17 protein-coding genes are annotated in these 15,584 nt (G+C 54.6%); 11 read left to right on the plus strand and 6 right to left on the minus strand.

Annotation, left to right across the window (positions count from 1 at the left end; all coding sequences use genetic code 11):
- Positions 1-101 precede the first annotated feature (101 nt).
- A complete protein-coding gene (locus QMQ05_RS05575; RefSeq protein WP_345473678.1) occupies positions 102-515 on the plus strand; it encodes a hypothetical protein in 414 nt (137 codons plus the stop codon).
- On the opposite strand, the gene QMQ05_RS05580 is transcribed toward QMQ05_RS05575, so the two are convergent.
- Positions 512-4,198, minus strand: coding sequence for an FtsK/SpoIIIE domain-containing protein (locus tag QMQ05_RS05580; protein WP_345473680.1), 3,687 nt, complete (start codon positions 4,196-4,198; stop codon positions 512-514). The genes QMQ05_RS05575 and QMQ05_RS05580 overlap by 4 nt on opposite strands.
- A gap of 252 nt (positions 4,199-4,450) precedes the next feature.
- On the opposite strand from QMQ05_RS05580, the gene QMQ05_RS05585 reads away from it, so the two are divergent.
- Genes QMQ05_RS05585 through QMQ05_RS05595 form a run of 3 tightly spaced genes read left to right on the plus strand, consistent with a single transcriptional unit; the run spans position 4,451 to position 7,463 of the window.
- Complete coding sequence (locus QMQ05_RS05585; protein WP_345473682.1) at positions 4,451-5,671, plus strand: CpaF family protein; 1,221 nt, start codon at positions 4,451-4,453, stop codon at positions 5,669-5,671.
- Between the two features lie 2 nt (positions 5,672-5,673).
- Complete coding sequence (locus QMQ05_RS05590; protein ID WP_434063176.1) at positions 5,674-6,525, plus strand: type II secretion system F family protein; 852 nt, start codon at positions 5,674-5,676, stop codon at positions 6,523-6,525.
- Positions 6,522-7,463, plus strand: coding sequence for a type II secretion system F family protein (locus tag QMQ05_RS05595; RefSeq protein WP_345473686.1), 942 nt, complete (start codon positions 6,522-6,524; stop codon positions 7,461-7,463). Before QMQ05_RS05590 ends, QMQ05_RS05595 begins: the two co-directional genes overlap by 4 nt.
- A gap of 207 nt (positions 7,464-7,670) precedes the next feature.
- Here the strand turns inward: QMQ05_RS05595 and QMQ05_RS05600 are convergent, their stop codons facing one another.
- From QMQ05_RS05600 to QMQ05_RS05620, 5 genes are all read right to left on the minus strand, one after another.
- A complete protein-coding gene (locus QMQ05_RS05600) occupies positions 7,671-9,107 on the minus strand; it encodes a recombinase family protein (RefSeq protein ID WP_345473688.1) in 1,437 nt (478 codons plus the stop codon).
- A 92-nt stretch (positions 9,108-9,199) separates the two neighbouring features.
- Positions 9,200-9,601, minus strand: a complete 402-nt coding sequence (locus QMQ05_RS05605) for an ImmA/IrrE family metallo-endopeptidase (protein ID WP_345473690.1) — start codon at positions 9,599-9,601, stop codon at positions 9,200-9,202.
- A gap of 55 nt (positions 9,602-9,656) precedes the next feature.
- Positions 9,657-10,208 carry a hypothetical protein gene (locus QMQ05_RS05610; RefSeq protein ID WP_345473692.1) on the minus strand — a complete coding sequence of 184 codons (552 nt, stop codon included), beginning with the start codon at positions 10,206-10,208 and terminating at the stop codon, positions 9,657-9,659.
- 17 nt (positions 10,209-10,225) lie between these two features.
- Complete coding sequence (locus QMQ05_RS05615; protein ID WP_345473694.1) at positions 10,226-11,104, minus strand: hypothetical protein; 879 nt, start codon at positions 11,102-11,104, stop codon at positions 10,226-10,228.
- 203 nt (positions 11,105-11,307) lie between these two features.
- Complete coding sequence (locus QMQ05_RS05620; protein WP_345473697.1) at positions 11,308-11,961, minus strand: hypothetical protein; 654 nt, start codon at positions 11,959-11,961, stop codon at positions 11,308-11,310.
- A gap of 249 nt (positions 11,962-12,210) precedes the next feature.
- On the opposite strand from QMQ05_RS05620, the gene QMQ05_RS05625 reads away from it, so the two are divergent.
- The 7 genes from QMQ05_RS05625 to QMQ05_RS05655 are packed head-to-tail and all read left to right on the plus strand — an operon-like array spanning position 12,211 to position 15,576.
- On the plus strand, positions 12,211-12,474 hold the full coding sequence (locus QMQ05_RS05625; protein WP_345473699.1) for a helix-turn-helix domain-containing protein: 264 nt from the start codon (positions 12,211-12,213) through the stop codon (positions 12,472-12,474).
- Complete coding sequence (locus QMQ05_RS05630; protein ID WP_345473701.1) at positions 12,471-12,638, plus strand: hypothetical protein; 168 nt, start codon at positions 12,471-12,473, stop codon at positions 12,636-12,638. The genes QMQ05_RS05625 and QMQ05_RS05630 overlap by 4 nt, the downstream gene beginning before the upstream one ends.
- Positions 12,635-13,330: a hypothetical protein gene (locus QMQ05_RS05635; RefSeq protein ID WP_345473703.1), complete on the plus strand. Its 696-nt coding sequence runs from the start codon at positions 12,635-12,637 to the stop codon at positions 13,328-13,330. The genes QMQ05_RS05630 and QMQ05_RS05635 overlap by 4 nt, the downstream gene beginning before the upstream one ends.
- 16 nt (positions 13,331-13,346) lie before the next feature.
- Positions 13,347-13,481 (plus strand): hypothetical protein, encoded by a 135-nt coding sequence (locus QMQ05_RS05640; RefSeq protein ID WP_345473705.1) that lies wholly within the window; start codon positions 13,347-13,349, stop codon positions 13,479-13,481.
- On the plus strand, positions 13,478-13,783 hold the full coding sequence (locus QMQ05_RS05645; protein ID WP_345473707.1) for a hypothetical protein: 306 nt from the start codon (positions 13,478-13,480) through the stop codon (positions 13,781-13,783). The genes QMQ05_RS05640 and QMQ05_RS05645 overlap by 4 nt, the downstream gene beginning before the upstream one ends.
- 5 nt (positions 13,784-13,788) lie before the next feature.
- A complete protein-coding gene (locus tag QMQ05_RS05650; protein WP_345473709.1) occupies positions 13,789-14,016 on the plus strand; it encodes a hypothetical protein in 228 nt (75 codons plus the stop codon).
- Positions 14,017-14,073: 57 nt separating this feature from the next.
- The gene (locus QMQ05_RS05655; protein ID WP_345473710.1) at positions 14,074-15,576 is read left to right on the plus strand and encodes a ParB/RepB/Spo0J family partition protein; all 1,503 of its coding nucleotides are present in this window, start codon (positions 14,074-14,076) and stop codon (positions 15,574-15,576) included.
- Positions 15,577-15,584: the final 8 nt, after the last annotated feature.

Consider the following 15,584-nt stretch of genomic DNA (forward strand, 5'->3'; position numbering starts at 1 on the left):
TGGCATTCAATTCCGCTAGTGCCCATTGATGTGGTATTCGCTACAGTTCGTGCATTTGTGACAGTTTGAGTTCCGGCCAGACGTCAACGAAGATTGTTTTCGTGAGTCCCCAACAAAGTAATATGCCCCGTCCTATCAGCGTAGTCATCGTTGCAACATTAGTAATGCTTGAAGCGCTAGCCGTATTGGGATATGCCATTAGCTACCTAAGTAACCTTTCGAACGACGGCGTAGTCAACGTAGGCGGGCAAATCTTCATGCTGGGGCTGTGCCTTGTGGCAGCTGTTTGGCAAGGATCCGTAGCGGTGAATTTCTTCAAGGGCAAGGCATTTACCAGGGCCCCGATCATCGTGTGGCAGTTGTTCCAAATTATCCTGGCTGTTTCTTTTCTAAGCTCCAATATTGCGATGGTGAAGGTTGGTGCCTTCGCAGCTATCGCGATTGCCGGGGTGAGCGTGGTTCTACTATTCGCTCCAAAAACCACGGCGTTCCTCGGAGACCGGCCAGCAAGTTAGTCGGCTTCAACAAGAGATCCTCTCGGAATGAGGATCATCCTTGGCTGGCCGGAGCGTGAGATGACGGCTCGCCAATAGGGAGTATGTCTCTCTTCTGATTCTCGGTGCAATGCTGGCCACTGCATCGGCTGCATATCTTGTGAGTGTTCAGACTCAACGACTGCAATTTCTCTGTCATCGATTCCAGCAGCTGAAAGACCGAGCTCGTAGCCCAGTCTGACTGACGCTGGGGTAAACACGACGGACTGAATATTTAACGCCCGAAGCCTTTCAAGAGCTGGTGCAAGACGCGTATCGGCGCTGCTGTCCAAATAAATACAAATCAAGCTTGGGCATGCCCCAGGAGCCACATCGAAGTCGTCGAGCGAAGCAAGTAATTCTTCAACACCGTACCTATGAACTGCATTCCACCGTTCGGCTAGGCACCGTGAGATCGAGAGTCGATCCTTGGGGTCGGGGCAAATCATGATGAACCGAGACTGTCGCGGACGTGCAACGGACCGCCAAGTAAATGGACTGTACCCCAGAAGTTCGGATTCTTTCTCTGCTGCGAAGTCGTTCTCAGAGAGGGTAGAAGATCTGCTGTTCCAGCTGCGGTTGCCGCTTTCCTTTGCTTGGGCCGGAGCCAATTGGAAAACCTGAGGTGGATGATCTGAATTCACGACTACTCCTCGGCCCATCAAGGCAGAGCATGATGGTAATTTGGGCCAGATCATTTTTAGGGACTCGGTGGCATTGAGCGGAAAATACCATTGCGTGGTGAATAAGCCCGTGGACTTAAGGCAGTTCTGATCACGGTCGACGGCGCAAACAATGAATGGGATCTCAGTTCCACCCAAACGTAATAACGAACCCAGGGCTTCATCAAACCGTTGAAAATGTTGCGGGTGTAAGACCGATTGAAGCTGAGCCAACGAATGAACCATGACAATTAGACCGCGGTCTCGTGGCAGAGATTCTAAGAAATCCAAAGCATCCAAAAAGGCATACGTGTCTTCTCCAGTGACAACCTTCAGGTTTGAATGTTGGTCTGGTTCGGACACTGGGGATGGCCCGAAACACAAAATTTTTCGGGGCAGCGATGCTAAGAAGTTTAGGGTCATCCGGGCGCCGGCCTCTGGCAATCCACAAATTAGCAGAGACCGCCTCCGCACGGTATTTATGATCAAAGGTTCCAGCGTGCCGCCGGAGAGGTTATCCCGAACGCCGCAATAGATGGAACCATCATTCATTCCTGGCCAAATTGTTGGAACTGTAATTTCTTCCGTGGCATGCGGAAGCGGTGGTGCAAAACTCGACGTGCATTGAAGCGCGGAATTCCAACGCGATCCTAAAGATTTTGATAGATCCTTCAGGGGATCCGACCTGTCGACCCCTGCGGGAGAATCGAAGGTACTGAACTTGGTCAGAGTCATGTTCTTCCGATTTCGCTCATAGACCGCACCTTCGAGACCTGGCTCAACCGCGAGATGAAATTGAACTTTCTCTGTGGGCCTAGAAGCACTTTTGATAATCGCTAGACCTGGTTGGTTTAGCACCGTTGCAGCTGTGGATCCGACAAGTTCGACCGATTCACTGGGATCGTTCACGCGCAATGCGATGACGGCATTAATGTTGGCGCGAGTTTGGCCCGTTAGCGCGCCCGCCGGACGCTGCGTGCTGAGGATTAAATGGATTCCTAACGCTCGCCCTACGGCAGCCAAACGATCGATCCTTTGTCCAGCAGTCGGAAGGGAATCGATGAAGACTCGAAACTCGTCAACAATAATGACGAGTCGAGGCAAAGGGAATGGTGCCGAATCACACTTCTGATACTCGTGAAGATCGCTGCATCCGGTGTTAGCTAGTATTTCTTCTCGTCGGCGTACCTCGTACTCAAGTTGCTCGAGGATTCGCTGAGCAATGGATTCGTCTAAGTCACTGGCGAAAAGCTGAACGTGAGGAAGAGACTCAAAGACGGATAGGCCAGCGCCGCCCTTGAAATCAACGAGGGCAAGGGCTAATTGCTGTGGCGAAAATTGGTACGCAAGGTCAGCAACTATGCGACGAAGCGCTTCCGATTTCCCGGATCCCGTGGTGCCACAGATCAACATATGTGGTCCGTCATCATCTAGATCAAGTGATACCTCATCCCCGGAGTCGTTGACACCGATGGAGACACTCATTCGGTGAGCTGACTGTGGTAAGGCTCGCTGTTTCGGGCGATCTATCGAAGGCACTAAGTCCAAGAACTGTTGGATGGTTCGATCAAAACGCATCAAACTCAAACGGTGTAATTTCTGGAGGACAAACCGCTGATCAGGAAAAAGGGCGGATTCGGAATCCAATACGATCCAATGTTCCGCCGTTTCCGGGAGTGAAGGGCAAAGACTAAATATGAGAGTCTCTGGCAACGAATTGGTGGGCGTAGAGGTCAGATAAATCGTTCTAAGTTCCGTCTCCTTCTGTTGCCAAGGGCTTGCCTCCGCTGCTGGTGTAGGGGCTGACGTACTGACATTGGGCAGGAGCAATAAGGACGCCGGCAAACAATGAATTGTCGGATCAACTATTAGGGAGAGCTTGCCTGACGCGATTAGCGGGACAAATCGCACCAACACGTTGGCCAGTACTTCACCCATGTTCGAATCTTGGTTTCCCACCAAATGCCATACACCGGGCACAGGTGGAGCAAATACCGGACTAGGCCTAGGCGCATCCAGCGATCGCCCTTTGAAGAAAGTCCATTTTTTCCTCGGAGATTCGGACTCAATGGAGCCAGATAGGTGCGCAGACCAAAGCCCGTCGCCCCACACAACGGGCGGTACAGGGAGCGTGGTAATTCCCAAGGCAGTTGCATCAAGCCCTGCAATAACGTTTTGCCCCAACGGAGCCGCATAGTTGTATCGGGCTTGGAGAGCTGATCTCATCTGATTGCGCATGGCGCGTTTCCAGCGTCGGAGTTCTGAAACCAATTGGCAAGCAGGGGCTAAACCCATAAGCGCAGAGACGCCACTAATGATCAAGAAGAACATCGTTCCCATCAGGAAAGCCAGTAATAACCCGGTGAGTATCGGAACGGTGGCAGCCAGGATGAGCATTACCAAGCGATCAATTTCAGGTTTTGCTGGAACACGGACCTCTAAATCGTCAGCCACGATCGTAGCTCTCGGTTCCGACAAGACCGGATCTCCAACGACAAAAAATGTATTGCCGAGACGAAATTTTGACCCCAGTTCAAGGTCTAGGGTGATGCAGTTGGTTCCATCGTCACGTGATATGTGATTACCAGGAGTTGCGACGAGTCGTATTTGGCGGGCCGAAACCTTTATCGTTGCGTGGCAACGTGAGATTTGTGGGTCTTCTAGCCACAGCGGCGCGTGTCTACCTATCGTGTGTTCGCCATGAGTAAGAGAAATCCATGCTCCAGAATCTGGTCCTTGAAGTACAAAGAGTTTCAGCGCACTTGAATTGATCGTGCAATCTGGCTGTATCCGAGGAATATCACTGAGGACTATTTTTTGGCCTGACGCCACAGTACCGACTTGCTTTAGAACCTCGTGTCCTGCATACCAACGCAAGCCAGGGAATGCGGTCTCAAGAATCGATGACAGTTTGCCGCCTGTCATTTTTCCTGTCGAGACCACCTCAAATTGACGTGGATGCTGAAACTTTTGGGAGATTAAGAGTAATTCGTAGCGTGCCATGAAGAGTCCTGAACATGTGTGACGAACCATGAGGTACTAATCAAAGCGCGCTAGTCCACCTGCTCGCATAACTAAAAGACGGCCTGTGGAGAATCTGTTTCCGTTTATCCACAAAAATAAAACCTCTTGAAAGGGAAGCGAAGTGCCTATAGCATCCCTAGTCATACGAGTAAGAAAGCTGCACCGACGAAGCGCTCGCCGATGGTCCCCGAATTCGGGATTCTTTGATAAGAAAAGCCAGAGGAGTGAGTTGTGCAGGCGCTGGCCATCGTTGAGGACGAAGTTCGTGAATTGGTGAGAAGGCGTGGACTAGATCCAGCTAAACAGCCCACCATGATCAAGTCATTGATTGAAGAAGTAATCAAAGATTACGATGAGCGAGCACTTCTGGGCGCAGTACCGTCGCTGGGATCTCTCGATGCTGCACGACAGACAATTTTTGATAATGTCGCCGGTTTCGGTGCGCTGCAGCCGCTTCTTGATGATCCCACTGTTGAAGAGATTTGGATAAACGCGCCACATCAAGTTTTTTGCGCCAGAGGTGGCCAAAGCCAACTCACCCACATCCGTATGGAATCCTCAGAGATCGCTGCTTTGGTTGAACGGATGTTGAAGTCTTCTGGACGGCGTCTAGATCTGTCTCAACCATTTGTCGATTGCCAGCTTCCAGACGGCTCTCGATTACACGTCGTCATCCCCGACATCACTCATGAACACTGGGCCGTGAACATCCGAAAGTTCATTGCTCGCGCAGGCAAGCTAGAAGACCTGGTAGATCTCGACTCATTGAGCAGACCAGCCGCGTTGTACTTGTCGATGGCGATTAACGCGGGCTTGAACGTGATCGTTACGGGTCCAACCCAGGCTGGAAAAACGACCATGCTTAATTGCTTGGCATCTTCAATTGGACCGCGTGAGCGGGTCATTAGCATTGAAGAAATTTTCGAACTTAACCTTGTCCTTCGTGACGTGGTGGCCATGCAAACACGGCTGGCCAACTTAGAAGGAACTGGCGAAATTACAATGCGCCGATTGGTCAAAGAGGCATTACGCATGAGGCCTGATCGGATCATTGTGGGAGAGGTTCGAGAAGCTGAATCTCTAGACATGCTCATCGCCCTGAACTCGGGCATTTCAGGACTTTGTACGCTCCACGCAAATTCGGCGAGGGACGCAATTACCAAAATATGCACACTCCCATTGTTGGCAGGCCCGAATATAACCAGCGACTTTACAATCAAGACAGTGGCTGCCTGTATTGATCTGGTCGTTCACTGTGTGCGTAGCCCCGGCGGCCATCGGTACGTCAACGAAATACTCAGCATTCGCAACCGTGTCGAGGCCGGACAAATTGAGTCCTCGACATTGTTCGAACGACGGGATGGCGCTCTCTGTCCTGCACCAGGCGCGGATTGGGAACATGAGAAATTTGATCTTGCGGGTATCAATATTGCTGAGCTGATGGTGGCATAACCATGCTTGCGTTTTTCGCGTTACTCGGAGGCCTCGGGCTGGCCATATTGGTAGATTGGTTGCTTTTTGCGCCTTGGGTCCGTGCTCCGAAACGCACGTCCAGAATCAAAACTGCCCTGCAACAAGCCGGAATGACTAACGTCGCTCCTGCCAAGTTTCTCCTGATTTGCTTGGGGTGCGGGGTCATATCTGGTTTGCTGACGTTTGGGCTAACAGGCGCGTGGCTTTTTGCCATATTGTTTTTCAGTTTTGGGACGTTGGCACCGTGGGCATTTTTACGTCGGCAAGCAGCAAAACGGCAGGCCGCATTGCAAGAACAATGGCCTGAAGTCGTCGACCACCTAAGAAGTGCGATACGTGCGGGACTTTCGTTGCCGGAAGCTCTGAGCCAGTTGACGTCATTGGGCCCTCAAATATTGAGGCCGCTTTTTAGAGATTTCGCTCTGGACTATAGGGCCACCGCAAATTTTCGTGTTGCATTAGATCAACTGGGTGAACGTCTAGCAGACCCGGTCGCGGACAAGATTTTGACGACCCTTCGAATTACTCGTGAGGTCGGCGGCACGGATCTGGGAAACACACTTGCTACTTTGTCTGCATTCCTCCGTGACGATGTGCGCACGCGAGGCGAATTGGCTGCACGTCAGTCGTGGATAGTTTCTGCTGCGAGGCTCGCCGTGGCAGCACCGTGGATTCTTCTCTTGGTTCTTGGAACTCAACCAGCAGCTAAAGATGCCTACATGACACCCGGAGGAGTGCTCGTTCTTGCACTAGGAATTGGGATTTCAGTTGTCTGTTATCGGATCATGTTGCGGCTGGGAACTTTGCCTGTAGAAGAGAGGGTTTTGTCATGAACTCCTTCATTTCGTGGGCTGCTCTGTGCGGTTTCGGCTTCGGCCTCGGACTTTGGATCATCTTGGTCAACCTACCCGGATGGCGGAAGATGGCGTTCGCTGAACGTATTGCGCCCCACGTGCGCGTAGGCGTACGGAGCTCGCGAATGCTTGAAGACTCATGGCATTCAGAATCGGGGCATTCCGCATTGGCCCAACTCGCGTCGCCAATGATTTCGCAAATAAGAAAATTTGCCACGAGCCATAACCCTTCTAACGACATCCTCTTGAAAAAGCTCAATGCCGCTGGCCTTGAACTAAGTGTCATTGACTATCGCGCACAAGAAATCATTTGCGCATTGGTCGGCATAGTTGTGGGTTCGGTATTCACAGCAGTCGCCTCGCTTCAATATGACCTTTCATTGGTATCGAGCGTCTTGATAGCAATCTGTTGCGGCATGCTGGGGTACGCACTGCGTGGCTGGTGGCTTGGCGAACAAATCCATCGGCGCTCCCGAAAAATACTGACCCAATTTCCGACCGTCGCTGAAGTTCTGGCACTTACCGTGGGCGCTGGGGAGTCCACCACCGGAGCCATCGAACGAATCTCCCGTATCTGTCACGGAGTAATAGGTGAAGAATTCGTCAAGACGTTGAATGACATCCACGCTGGAACACCAATGATTCAAGCGATGCAGAATATGTCGGATCGAATGCAGGTCGGCACGATCACTAGATTCGTAGACGCCATTGTCGTGGCTACGGAACGCGGTACTCCGCTCGCTCAGGTGCTTCGTGACCAAGCTCAAGATGTTCGTGACGCATCAAAGCGCGAACTAATGGAAGTTGCCGGAAAAAGAGAAATTTTGATGCTCGTTCCGGTGGTATTCGGGATATTACCCCTGACCATCATTTTCGCGGTGTTCCCTGGACTAGCGCTATTGGAGATGAGCTATTGATCGAAACGAAACAACAAGTCATCGAAGAACTTACGAAGCACGAATCACTGAAGGGGATGTCATGTTAAGCATTCAAGAATTTATGGTTGGTTTCTACTTGCGCGTCGTCGGGGAGACTCGCAGATTCTGGGAAAAGATTTCGCCCAAATTGGCGGAGAGCAGAGGAGATGTGCCGGGGTGGGTCATGATTACTCTCGTGACTAAGCCCTAATTGCTCCCACCATCTGACAAGGTGCTTTGCTCCCAACGGGCAACAATCCGCACCTCGGCACGCGGCCGCCCAGGCTTTACCACGATCCGTGCCACCACCCTGGACAGCAGCTCACGCTTTACCGCGGCCGGCATCTCGCCCCACTGCTCCATCAGGTCAGGAGGTAACTTCACCGGCTCTACCCGCGCCTCAACCCGCGCCGCCATCAACTGATCTTCCAAAGACTTCTTCTCACCGAGCCACTGGTCACGCATCCGCTCATACACCTCCTGCGGCACCGTCCCATCCACCAGCTTCTCAGTCAACGCCGACAACCTGGACTCGACCTTGATCAGCGCTCGCCGGAGGCTGGGGGTGGGATCGTGAGGCTTGGGTGCCTTGCGGTCCTTGGTGGCCTCGTTGATTTCTGCAGCCAAGTCCGTGAGCCAGGGAAGAAGCGTCGCTTCGATGGTGCTGCTCATGACGTAGCCACCGGAATGGAGTTTCCATTGGGCGGCGCCGCTGCAACGGTATTTGAGGGTGTGGCCTGAGCCGAAGAGGCCGGCGTACATGCCGTGGCCGCAGAGTTCGCAGAAGATCAGGCCTGTGTAGGGGTATGTGCTTTTGGTGCTGGAGCGGCTGACCCTGCGGCTCTTGCGTCGTACCTGGTACTGCTCCCATGTTTCTTCGTCGATCAGCGGATCGTGGATCCCCTGGTGGACTTCGCCCTTGGAGATGAAGTGGCCGGAGGCGAAGGGGTTGTCCATGACGCGTCGGACGGTGGTTGCTGACCAGATGCCAGGCTTCGGCCCGGTGTAGCCTTCTCCTGGCTTGGTGGGCCCGGCGTTGAGGTAGTCGGTGATCTCGTAGAACGAGGTGCCGGTAATGTATTTGCGGTAGCACTCCTGCAGGATGGGCCCCTCGACCGGATGCGGGGTGAAACCTGTGGCCCGGTCGTATTCGTAGCCGTATCGTTTCTTTCCAGTGGCTGGGATTCCTTGCTCGACGCGGCGCCGGTGCGCCTCTTTCCAAGTATCGCCAATGCGTTCCGATTCGAAGGCTGCGAACTCCGCGAGCATGCCGCGCGCGAAACGTCCGGTGGACGTACTCACGTCAACCTGCTCTGTCGCTGACTCGATGCGGCCGCCGGCGGCTTCCACTTTGTCGATGGCCACGGCCCAGTCCAGCCGGGCGCGTGAGAGGCGCGACCATTTCCAGAGGATGATGACGTCGGCGTGCTGGTCTTCGATCATCTTCATGACGCGCAGCACGGCTGGGCGTTTCCAGGTGCGTCCGCTGATCCCGTGGTCGGCCTCGACGGCGACAACGTCGTAGCCTGCCTGCGCTGCGTAGCGCCGGCCTGCGTCCTCTTGCAGCTCAAGGCTGATGGATTCCTCCCTGGCCACTGATTGGCGGAGGTAGAGGATCGCCCTAGGACGTGCTTTCGGGTTCATTGTGGATACTCCTGTGAATATCGAATCTTTATTCCATGATCAGGGCGCAGGACAGCCAGGGAGCATGGGAGAAGCGAGATGTGGATTAGTGTTTAGGCGATATGTTCGCTGGGTGGCCAGAGTTCCTGGAGCTGATCGCCATCAAGCGTGGCCAACCGGTCCAAGACAACCTGTTCTATAACGTTGAGTTCCTCAGCCATCTCTGCTGGACAAGTGGCCCAACCGGCGACGCGACGCAAATCCTCGTAAGGAATAAGAAACCGCGCAACTTCCAACCGGAGCTGCCGCTCGACAGTCGGAGGCTGGCATGTTGTGTGGCCAGCGACCAGATGGAAGATTTCATGTGCGAGTACACAACGCTTCTCAGTTGACGAGAGTGACGGATCAATCCAAATATGTTGACCGTCAGTTCCTGCCAAGCCACTTGAAGGTGGCTTGGTCCAGACGACGACCGTGTGCGCGAGTTCGCGCAGTTTTCCCCATACGTTCTGCATGATTCGAATATATATTCGAATTGGCGCAGGTGTCGAAAACTGACAAGACGGTGACTTAAGAAGAGGTTCCGTCCAAGTCAGTACGTACCTTGTTGATCATGACGTAGTTCTTGTATAAGCGTGGCAAAGCGATCAGAAATACCATGAATACATAGACGCCACATGCAGTCGCAAGCCAGGCGAATGGTCCTGTTACTGATCCATCACAATCGCTACCGAAATTAATTGCCAATATTAAGAAGGCCGCTGCGAGCGCTGATACATATGACGCGGCAAGAAGGTGAGTTGCACTCTCGTCTAGAGCATCCCTGTCTACAGATTCGGACAACCGGTACTTGGCTGCTCTTTCCGTCAGACGATCACGCCAAGACGACAGCTGGGCAAAAGCTGATATCAGCGCGCCGGCAAACAACGCTGCTCCGGCAAGCAGCGAATTTGGATCCGCAATTGAACCATTGAAGAACCACATGGCGACACCTGCCATGATTGGCGTCAGAAATGTGAGTATCCGCTCGATCCATGCCGGCTTCGGGTTTTCGCCCCGATAATCACTTAGCGATTTGTATTGACCCCGAAAAAGAGCTGCAGGTGTAAAACGTTCCAGCATTACGGGCTCCTTCTGTGTTACAGCTCCAACGGTATCCGATGCGAAGGCGCCAAGTCCCTTAGCTTTGATTCGATCGCTTCGATTAGCGTTTCATTGTCGGGCGATATTCCCGGTTTTCCGACTGAATAGGTAAATTGGTCCACTACGTCGTCTGGGCCAATGAACTTGGTGGTTCCATCTGGGCCCTCCCAAGTGAACCCGGCCTCATCGAAATCTGCTGCGTCGACATTCACTTCAACCAGAGTCGCGAGCTGTTGAACGCTATTACCAGATGGATCGATACCCAGGGCTCTCAGATTCTTGGCCTCTGCTTTCTTGATCCAAAACATACCAAGGGTCTTGGACGCTTTAGCTACGCCTGTTCCCGTAAGACCGTCTTGGCGAACGGTAACTTTCTTAGTGCCAGGAGTTCCATCCGGCTTAATTTCGTGCTTAATGAGGCTAATGCTGCGAGGTTCGCCCTGGGTTATGAACTTTACCCATTGTTCAGGGTCGGTGATTCGAAAATATCGGAATCGCCACCAACCAATCTGCGCGTCTAGCGAGCGCTCTTCATCTTGCTCTTTGCTGCTTACGCCAAGTAACTTCATCAAATTATCGGCTGGGCATATCCTATTTCTGGCTTCGACCGCGAGTATGGCCTTAGTTCCGGAAACGGGGAGATAGAGAAAAGCTCTAAAGGGGTTGGTCGGGGCTTTGCCACTGAGCTCTGCATCCTCTTCCGCTGATTCTGCCATCGCTAGGTCATGACTTCCTCGACGGCCATAACGAAATTCGAAATCAATACGACTACCGATACTCGCAAACTTGAGCAATCGAATCGAAGGTTGGGTATCTTCAGATTCCTCAATTTTTGAAGGAACGTCACGATGCCGGTATCGCAGTATGCCAGTCACGGTTACACCTTGGATAGATGCGCAAATTCGGCGCAGTGACTCGATGAAAGCAACTTCACTTTCACCCGAACCTAACGTGGCACTACTGAAATCTAAGGGGGATTTCTTATGCTCACGCAGAAGTTCAACTTCGAAGAGACGGTATCCAAACTGTGTCGCCAATTTTCCTCCAACATGGAAACAGGTGAGATTAATGAATTGTGCTACTGCTCAGGTGATTCTTGGTTTTCTTCTCCACGCTCACCGTGGAGCCTTTCGAACTTTTGACGCTCGGTCTCAAAGGCATGATGCGCTGCCAGTGATTGCTCCGGCCGGGCGTGGCTCGTAGCATCATCGCCATGGAGTTGTTGCACGCCGTGCTCATCAAGCGCAAGTTCCAGGTCGTCAGGTACACCGGTCTTCTGTCCAGGGCGAGTGTCACTCGTGGGCGCCACCGCTCGCAGTCGTGGTGCGGTGTCGTTATTAGGCCTGGGGTTGTCGTGTTGTCCAATGCTTCCGCTTCCGGTATCGCGCATCGCGGCCGCAAGGCTCAAAATAAGCCGCTGGTCGCGATTGCTTAGGTCGGTCGTGTTGCGGAGCGAATCTTCCAGCGAGGCGGAGGTGGAATCCAGCCGGACTCCCATGCTTTCAATGGCAGCCATGGCAACGGCCTGCTCGGTTACGCCAAGCACCGATGCGAGCACTTGGATCTGACTCGCCTTGATCGCAATAACAGGTTCGATCTTTAGGCGGGAAAAATTCGAGTGCTTCATCGAATGGCCCTTGCGTTCGGCGGCGCGTTCCAGATCGCGGGTTGACCAACCTTCACGGTCCTGTGCGGCCTGGATCAGCTTGCCTAGCGGGTGCAATTCGTTCACGGCATCAGTCTTTCTGGATCACTCGGACACTGGCAAACCGCGCGGACACTCGCTGTAAGCACTTCGTGGACACTAAGAACTCTAGCTTTTTCTTGACGAATATGCCCGATTCCACGCGGAATAAGGGGGAAAGTGAAAAAAGAGGGTGGACACTAGGCGGGACTTAATGTAATGATTTACTGGACACTTGGAAGAAAGGCGATTACAGTGAAGGTTGTAAAGTTCCCGAGTCCGTTAGGAGATCTCTGGATGAAACTCAAGGACAGGAAGAAGCTCCTGACCATCATGGAGATTCAGGAGGTATCGCGCAGAGAGCTGGCCCGAGTGGCCGGGTGGCACTCGCATAGCTATATGAACCGCCTCTGCAATGGCGATGTGGATACTCTGCAGCCAGAGCCAGCCCTTCGAATCGCCAAATTCCTCGGCGTCGGAGTGGACGATCTTTTCTTGACCAAAGTGGAAGAAAAGATCGAACACTCGGACATGAAAATCGGACGAAAGAAAGTAGCATGACCACCACCGAGGCCAAGAACAACCTCCAAGCCCAGCTTGATGCCCAGGCGCTCGCCGAGACGGTGACCGTCGATCGCAAGGACCTGGAGCGCGTGCTGCAGTGCATCGACGACGTGCAGGCATGGGCCAGGAGCTTTCCGCAGCCATCAGGCGGTGCCGTATGAGCCGGAACAGGGAAGAGCACGATCAGGCTTATGGGGCCCTTCGCGCTGCTGGGGTCGATTTCTACGATGCTCGTCAACTAGTCGGTTCAGCAGCAGTGGACATCGCCGAACAGGTGGTCACCTCCGGCACCGTCGACCAGACCGCAATCGATGTTTACAGGAAGGCGAAAGAACTGGCCGAGCAGAAGGAAGCTGCGGCCGCTGAGGCACGGGAATACTATGCCCGGGCCTACCGGATCATGATCGAGCAGGAAAAGGAAGTGCCCCCAGCAGGCGCATCTGCTGAGGGCGAGTCGAAATTAGAGATTGCCGAGTGCCGAGTCGCTAACGATGAGCGAATGCTTGTCACCAGGTTCGCCCTTGATTCCGAACGGGATGCCGGGTCCCAGCAGAAGGCAAAGCGGCCCGTCAGCTCCGTGGATATTCATCCAGAAGGTCTCGCCACTATTGACCTTCTGAACAATGGCGGCCAGCGTATCCGCGTTGATGGACGAGTCAGCATTGGTGATGACTTGCCCGCCGTAAATGATTGTCGCCATGATTCTTCCCTCTCAGTAGATGGTGCGCCATGTGGCGCGGTTGGTGGAACTTCCGAGTCTACCGAGAGGGGCCTAACTCCGGTTGTCCCGGAAATGAAAGAGCACCCAGCAGCGGCAACTGCTGGGTGCGATGAAACCAAAAACCAACGGTAAGAAAGGCGTGATTTCAATGTCCAGTGTATCGAACACTGCTGAGAACTCGCAGGCGGAGCCGCGGCCTTCGCGGGAGCAGTGCCTGCGGGAAGCTGCTGGTGTCTATGCCAGCTGGCGCGCAGAGTCCAACGCGCAGGCGGTCGCGGCGTGAGCAAGATTGAAGGCAGAGTCCTGATCATCCCGAGAGGGCAGCACGAGCACTCGGCGAAGCTGACCGCTTTCTGGGATTCTGATTCGAAGGCGGACCGTGCCCGTCAGGTCAAGAAGGCCGCGATGGCTTGGGCCCGCGACAAGTACCGGGGAAACGCCGTGTATGTCGATACGTCATCCATTTCCAAGGAAGGCGACGATGGCGTCGGCGTGCTGTTCGTGAACGGCATCGAGTACGCGAAGGTCACCAGCTACGTGTACGTCCCGAAGCCGGTTGATGTCGCTTCGCTTTTCGAGGGGTGAGCCTGGTGACTGCTGAAACGATTCTTCTCTTCGCGGTGCGCCGCATGTTTTGGGTGCACATGCCTGTGGTGGGGCTCCTGCTGCTCGTGTCGTGGCTGTCGGCTCAGTGGCCGACAGGAGTGTCGGCGCTGGCCGCGTTGGTGGCGTTCGCGTGGGTTGTCCTGGCCTTGGGGGACTGGATAACCGCCGAACTGCGCGCCGACCGCCTCGCCCCATCCGATACTGCGGCCTAACTTCCGGGCCTTCTTGGCCCAATCACATTCTTTTTCAACACATCTTTGGAGGACTTCGTGTCTCAAAATCCAGGGCAGCTGAAGATGCTGCCGATCAATGCGATTCATCCGGATCCAGACAATCCTCGTACGGACTTGGGCGACATTGACAAGCTGGCCCACGAGCTGAAGTCCGTGGGCCAGATGGAACCGATCAAGGTCTACCCGCACCCGGAGCGCGAAGGCGACTGGAAGATCCTGGGCGGTCACCGCCGCCACGCGGCCGCGCTGCGTGCCGGCCTGACCGAACTGAACTGCCGTATCGTCGAGGTCCCGCAGAATCCGAGACTGGCCCTGTACCTGGACGCCATGTCCACGGGAACCAACCACCTGGCCCTCGACCATTTGGGGCAGTCGCAGGCGATCCAGGGCATGCTCACCGAGAGCAAGACGGACTCGTGGATCGCGAAGAACTTCCAGATCGACAAGGCCGAGGTGAAGCCGCGCGCTCGGCTGGCCAGCCAGCCGAAGGTCGCCAAGCTGCACGAACGCGGAACCATTGACCTGCTCACGGCCGCGGACATCCTCGATGTGGAAAGCGAGACCGGCGACGGTTCACTGTTCGACAGCGTCGTGGAGGACTTGGCAGGCTCCCGCTGGAAGCAGGACCAGCACGATGTAACGAGACTGATCGAGCAGAAGAAGGCGAACGCTAAGCGCAACGTGCTGCGCGCCGAACTGACCGGCCAAGGCGCGGTGGAGATCGATTCCGAGAACCGGTACAGCGGCCGCTGGTCCAAGACCGACGCGGTGCTGTCCGTTGAGGAGCATATCCAGGCAGGCCACCAGTTCGACGTGAGCACCCCGGAGTCGGTCAACTGGTGGGCCAAGACCAAGACGAAGGCCAAGCAGGTTTCTCCGGAGCGCAAGGCCGAACTGGAACTGGTTCGCAGGCTCAACGGCACGTTGCCGACTTCGAAGGCTGCGCGCCAGCAGTTCGTGGTCTCGAAGATCCATGACAAGAAGGCGCTCACGGATCTCGATGACCGCCGGATCTTTATCGAAATCATCTTTGCGCTCGACACCTTGACCGAGGAGCGCAAACAGCTGATCGCCTTGGCCGTCAACCTCCCGATACCTGAGCCGGAAGGCGATGAGAGCGCCTGGGATCCAGCGGTTAAGGAACGCCGCAAACTGTGGGAGATGAAGGCCATCGACCTGGTGCTCAAGATGACGCTGGGCCAGCAGGTGCGCTTGTACGCGTGGTTGCAGGCCGCGGCCGCCGAGGACATGTCGCACAAGACCAACTTGTACCAGCGGGATTCATGGGAGAAATCGGCCCGGTGGAAGCCGATGGCCACTTGGTACAACCAGTTGATCCGCTACTTCGGGTATGTGCCAGACCGAGACGAGGTCGACGCGATGCGCTGGGCCTCTGATCAGGACGAGCAGTTCAGCAAGGGCATGAATGTTGATCTGCCGGTGGGCGCCGAAGTGGTGTGCGCGGGCTGTGGCCAGCATCAGGTGATCGCTGCCGACGCGTCCACCCCGTGCCCGACCTGCGACGGCGGCGACAAGTAATGCCGTGG

The sequence above is a fragment of the Glutamicibacter sp. B1 genome (assembly GCF_039602135.1).
Taxonomy (GTDB): domain Bacteria; phylum Actinomycetota; class Actinomycetes; order Actinomycetales; family Micrococcaceae; genus Glutamicibacter; species Glutamicibacter ectropisis.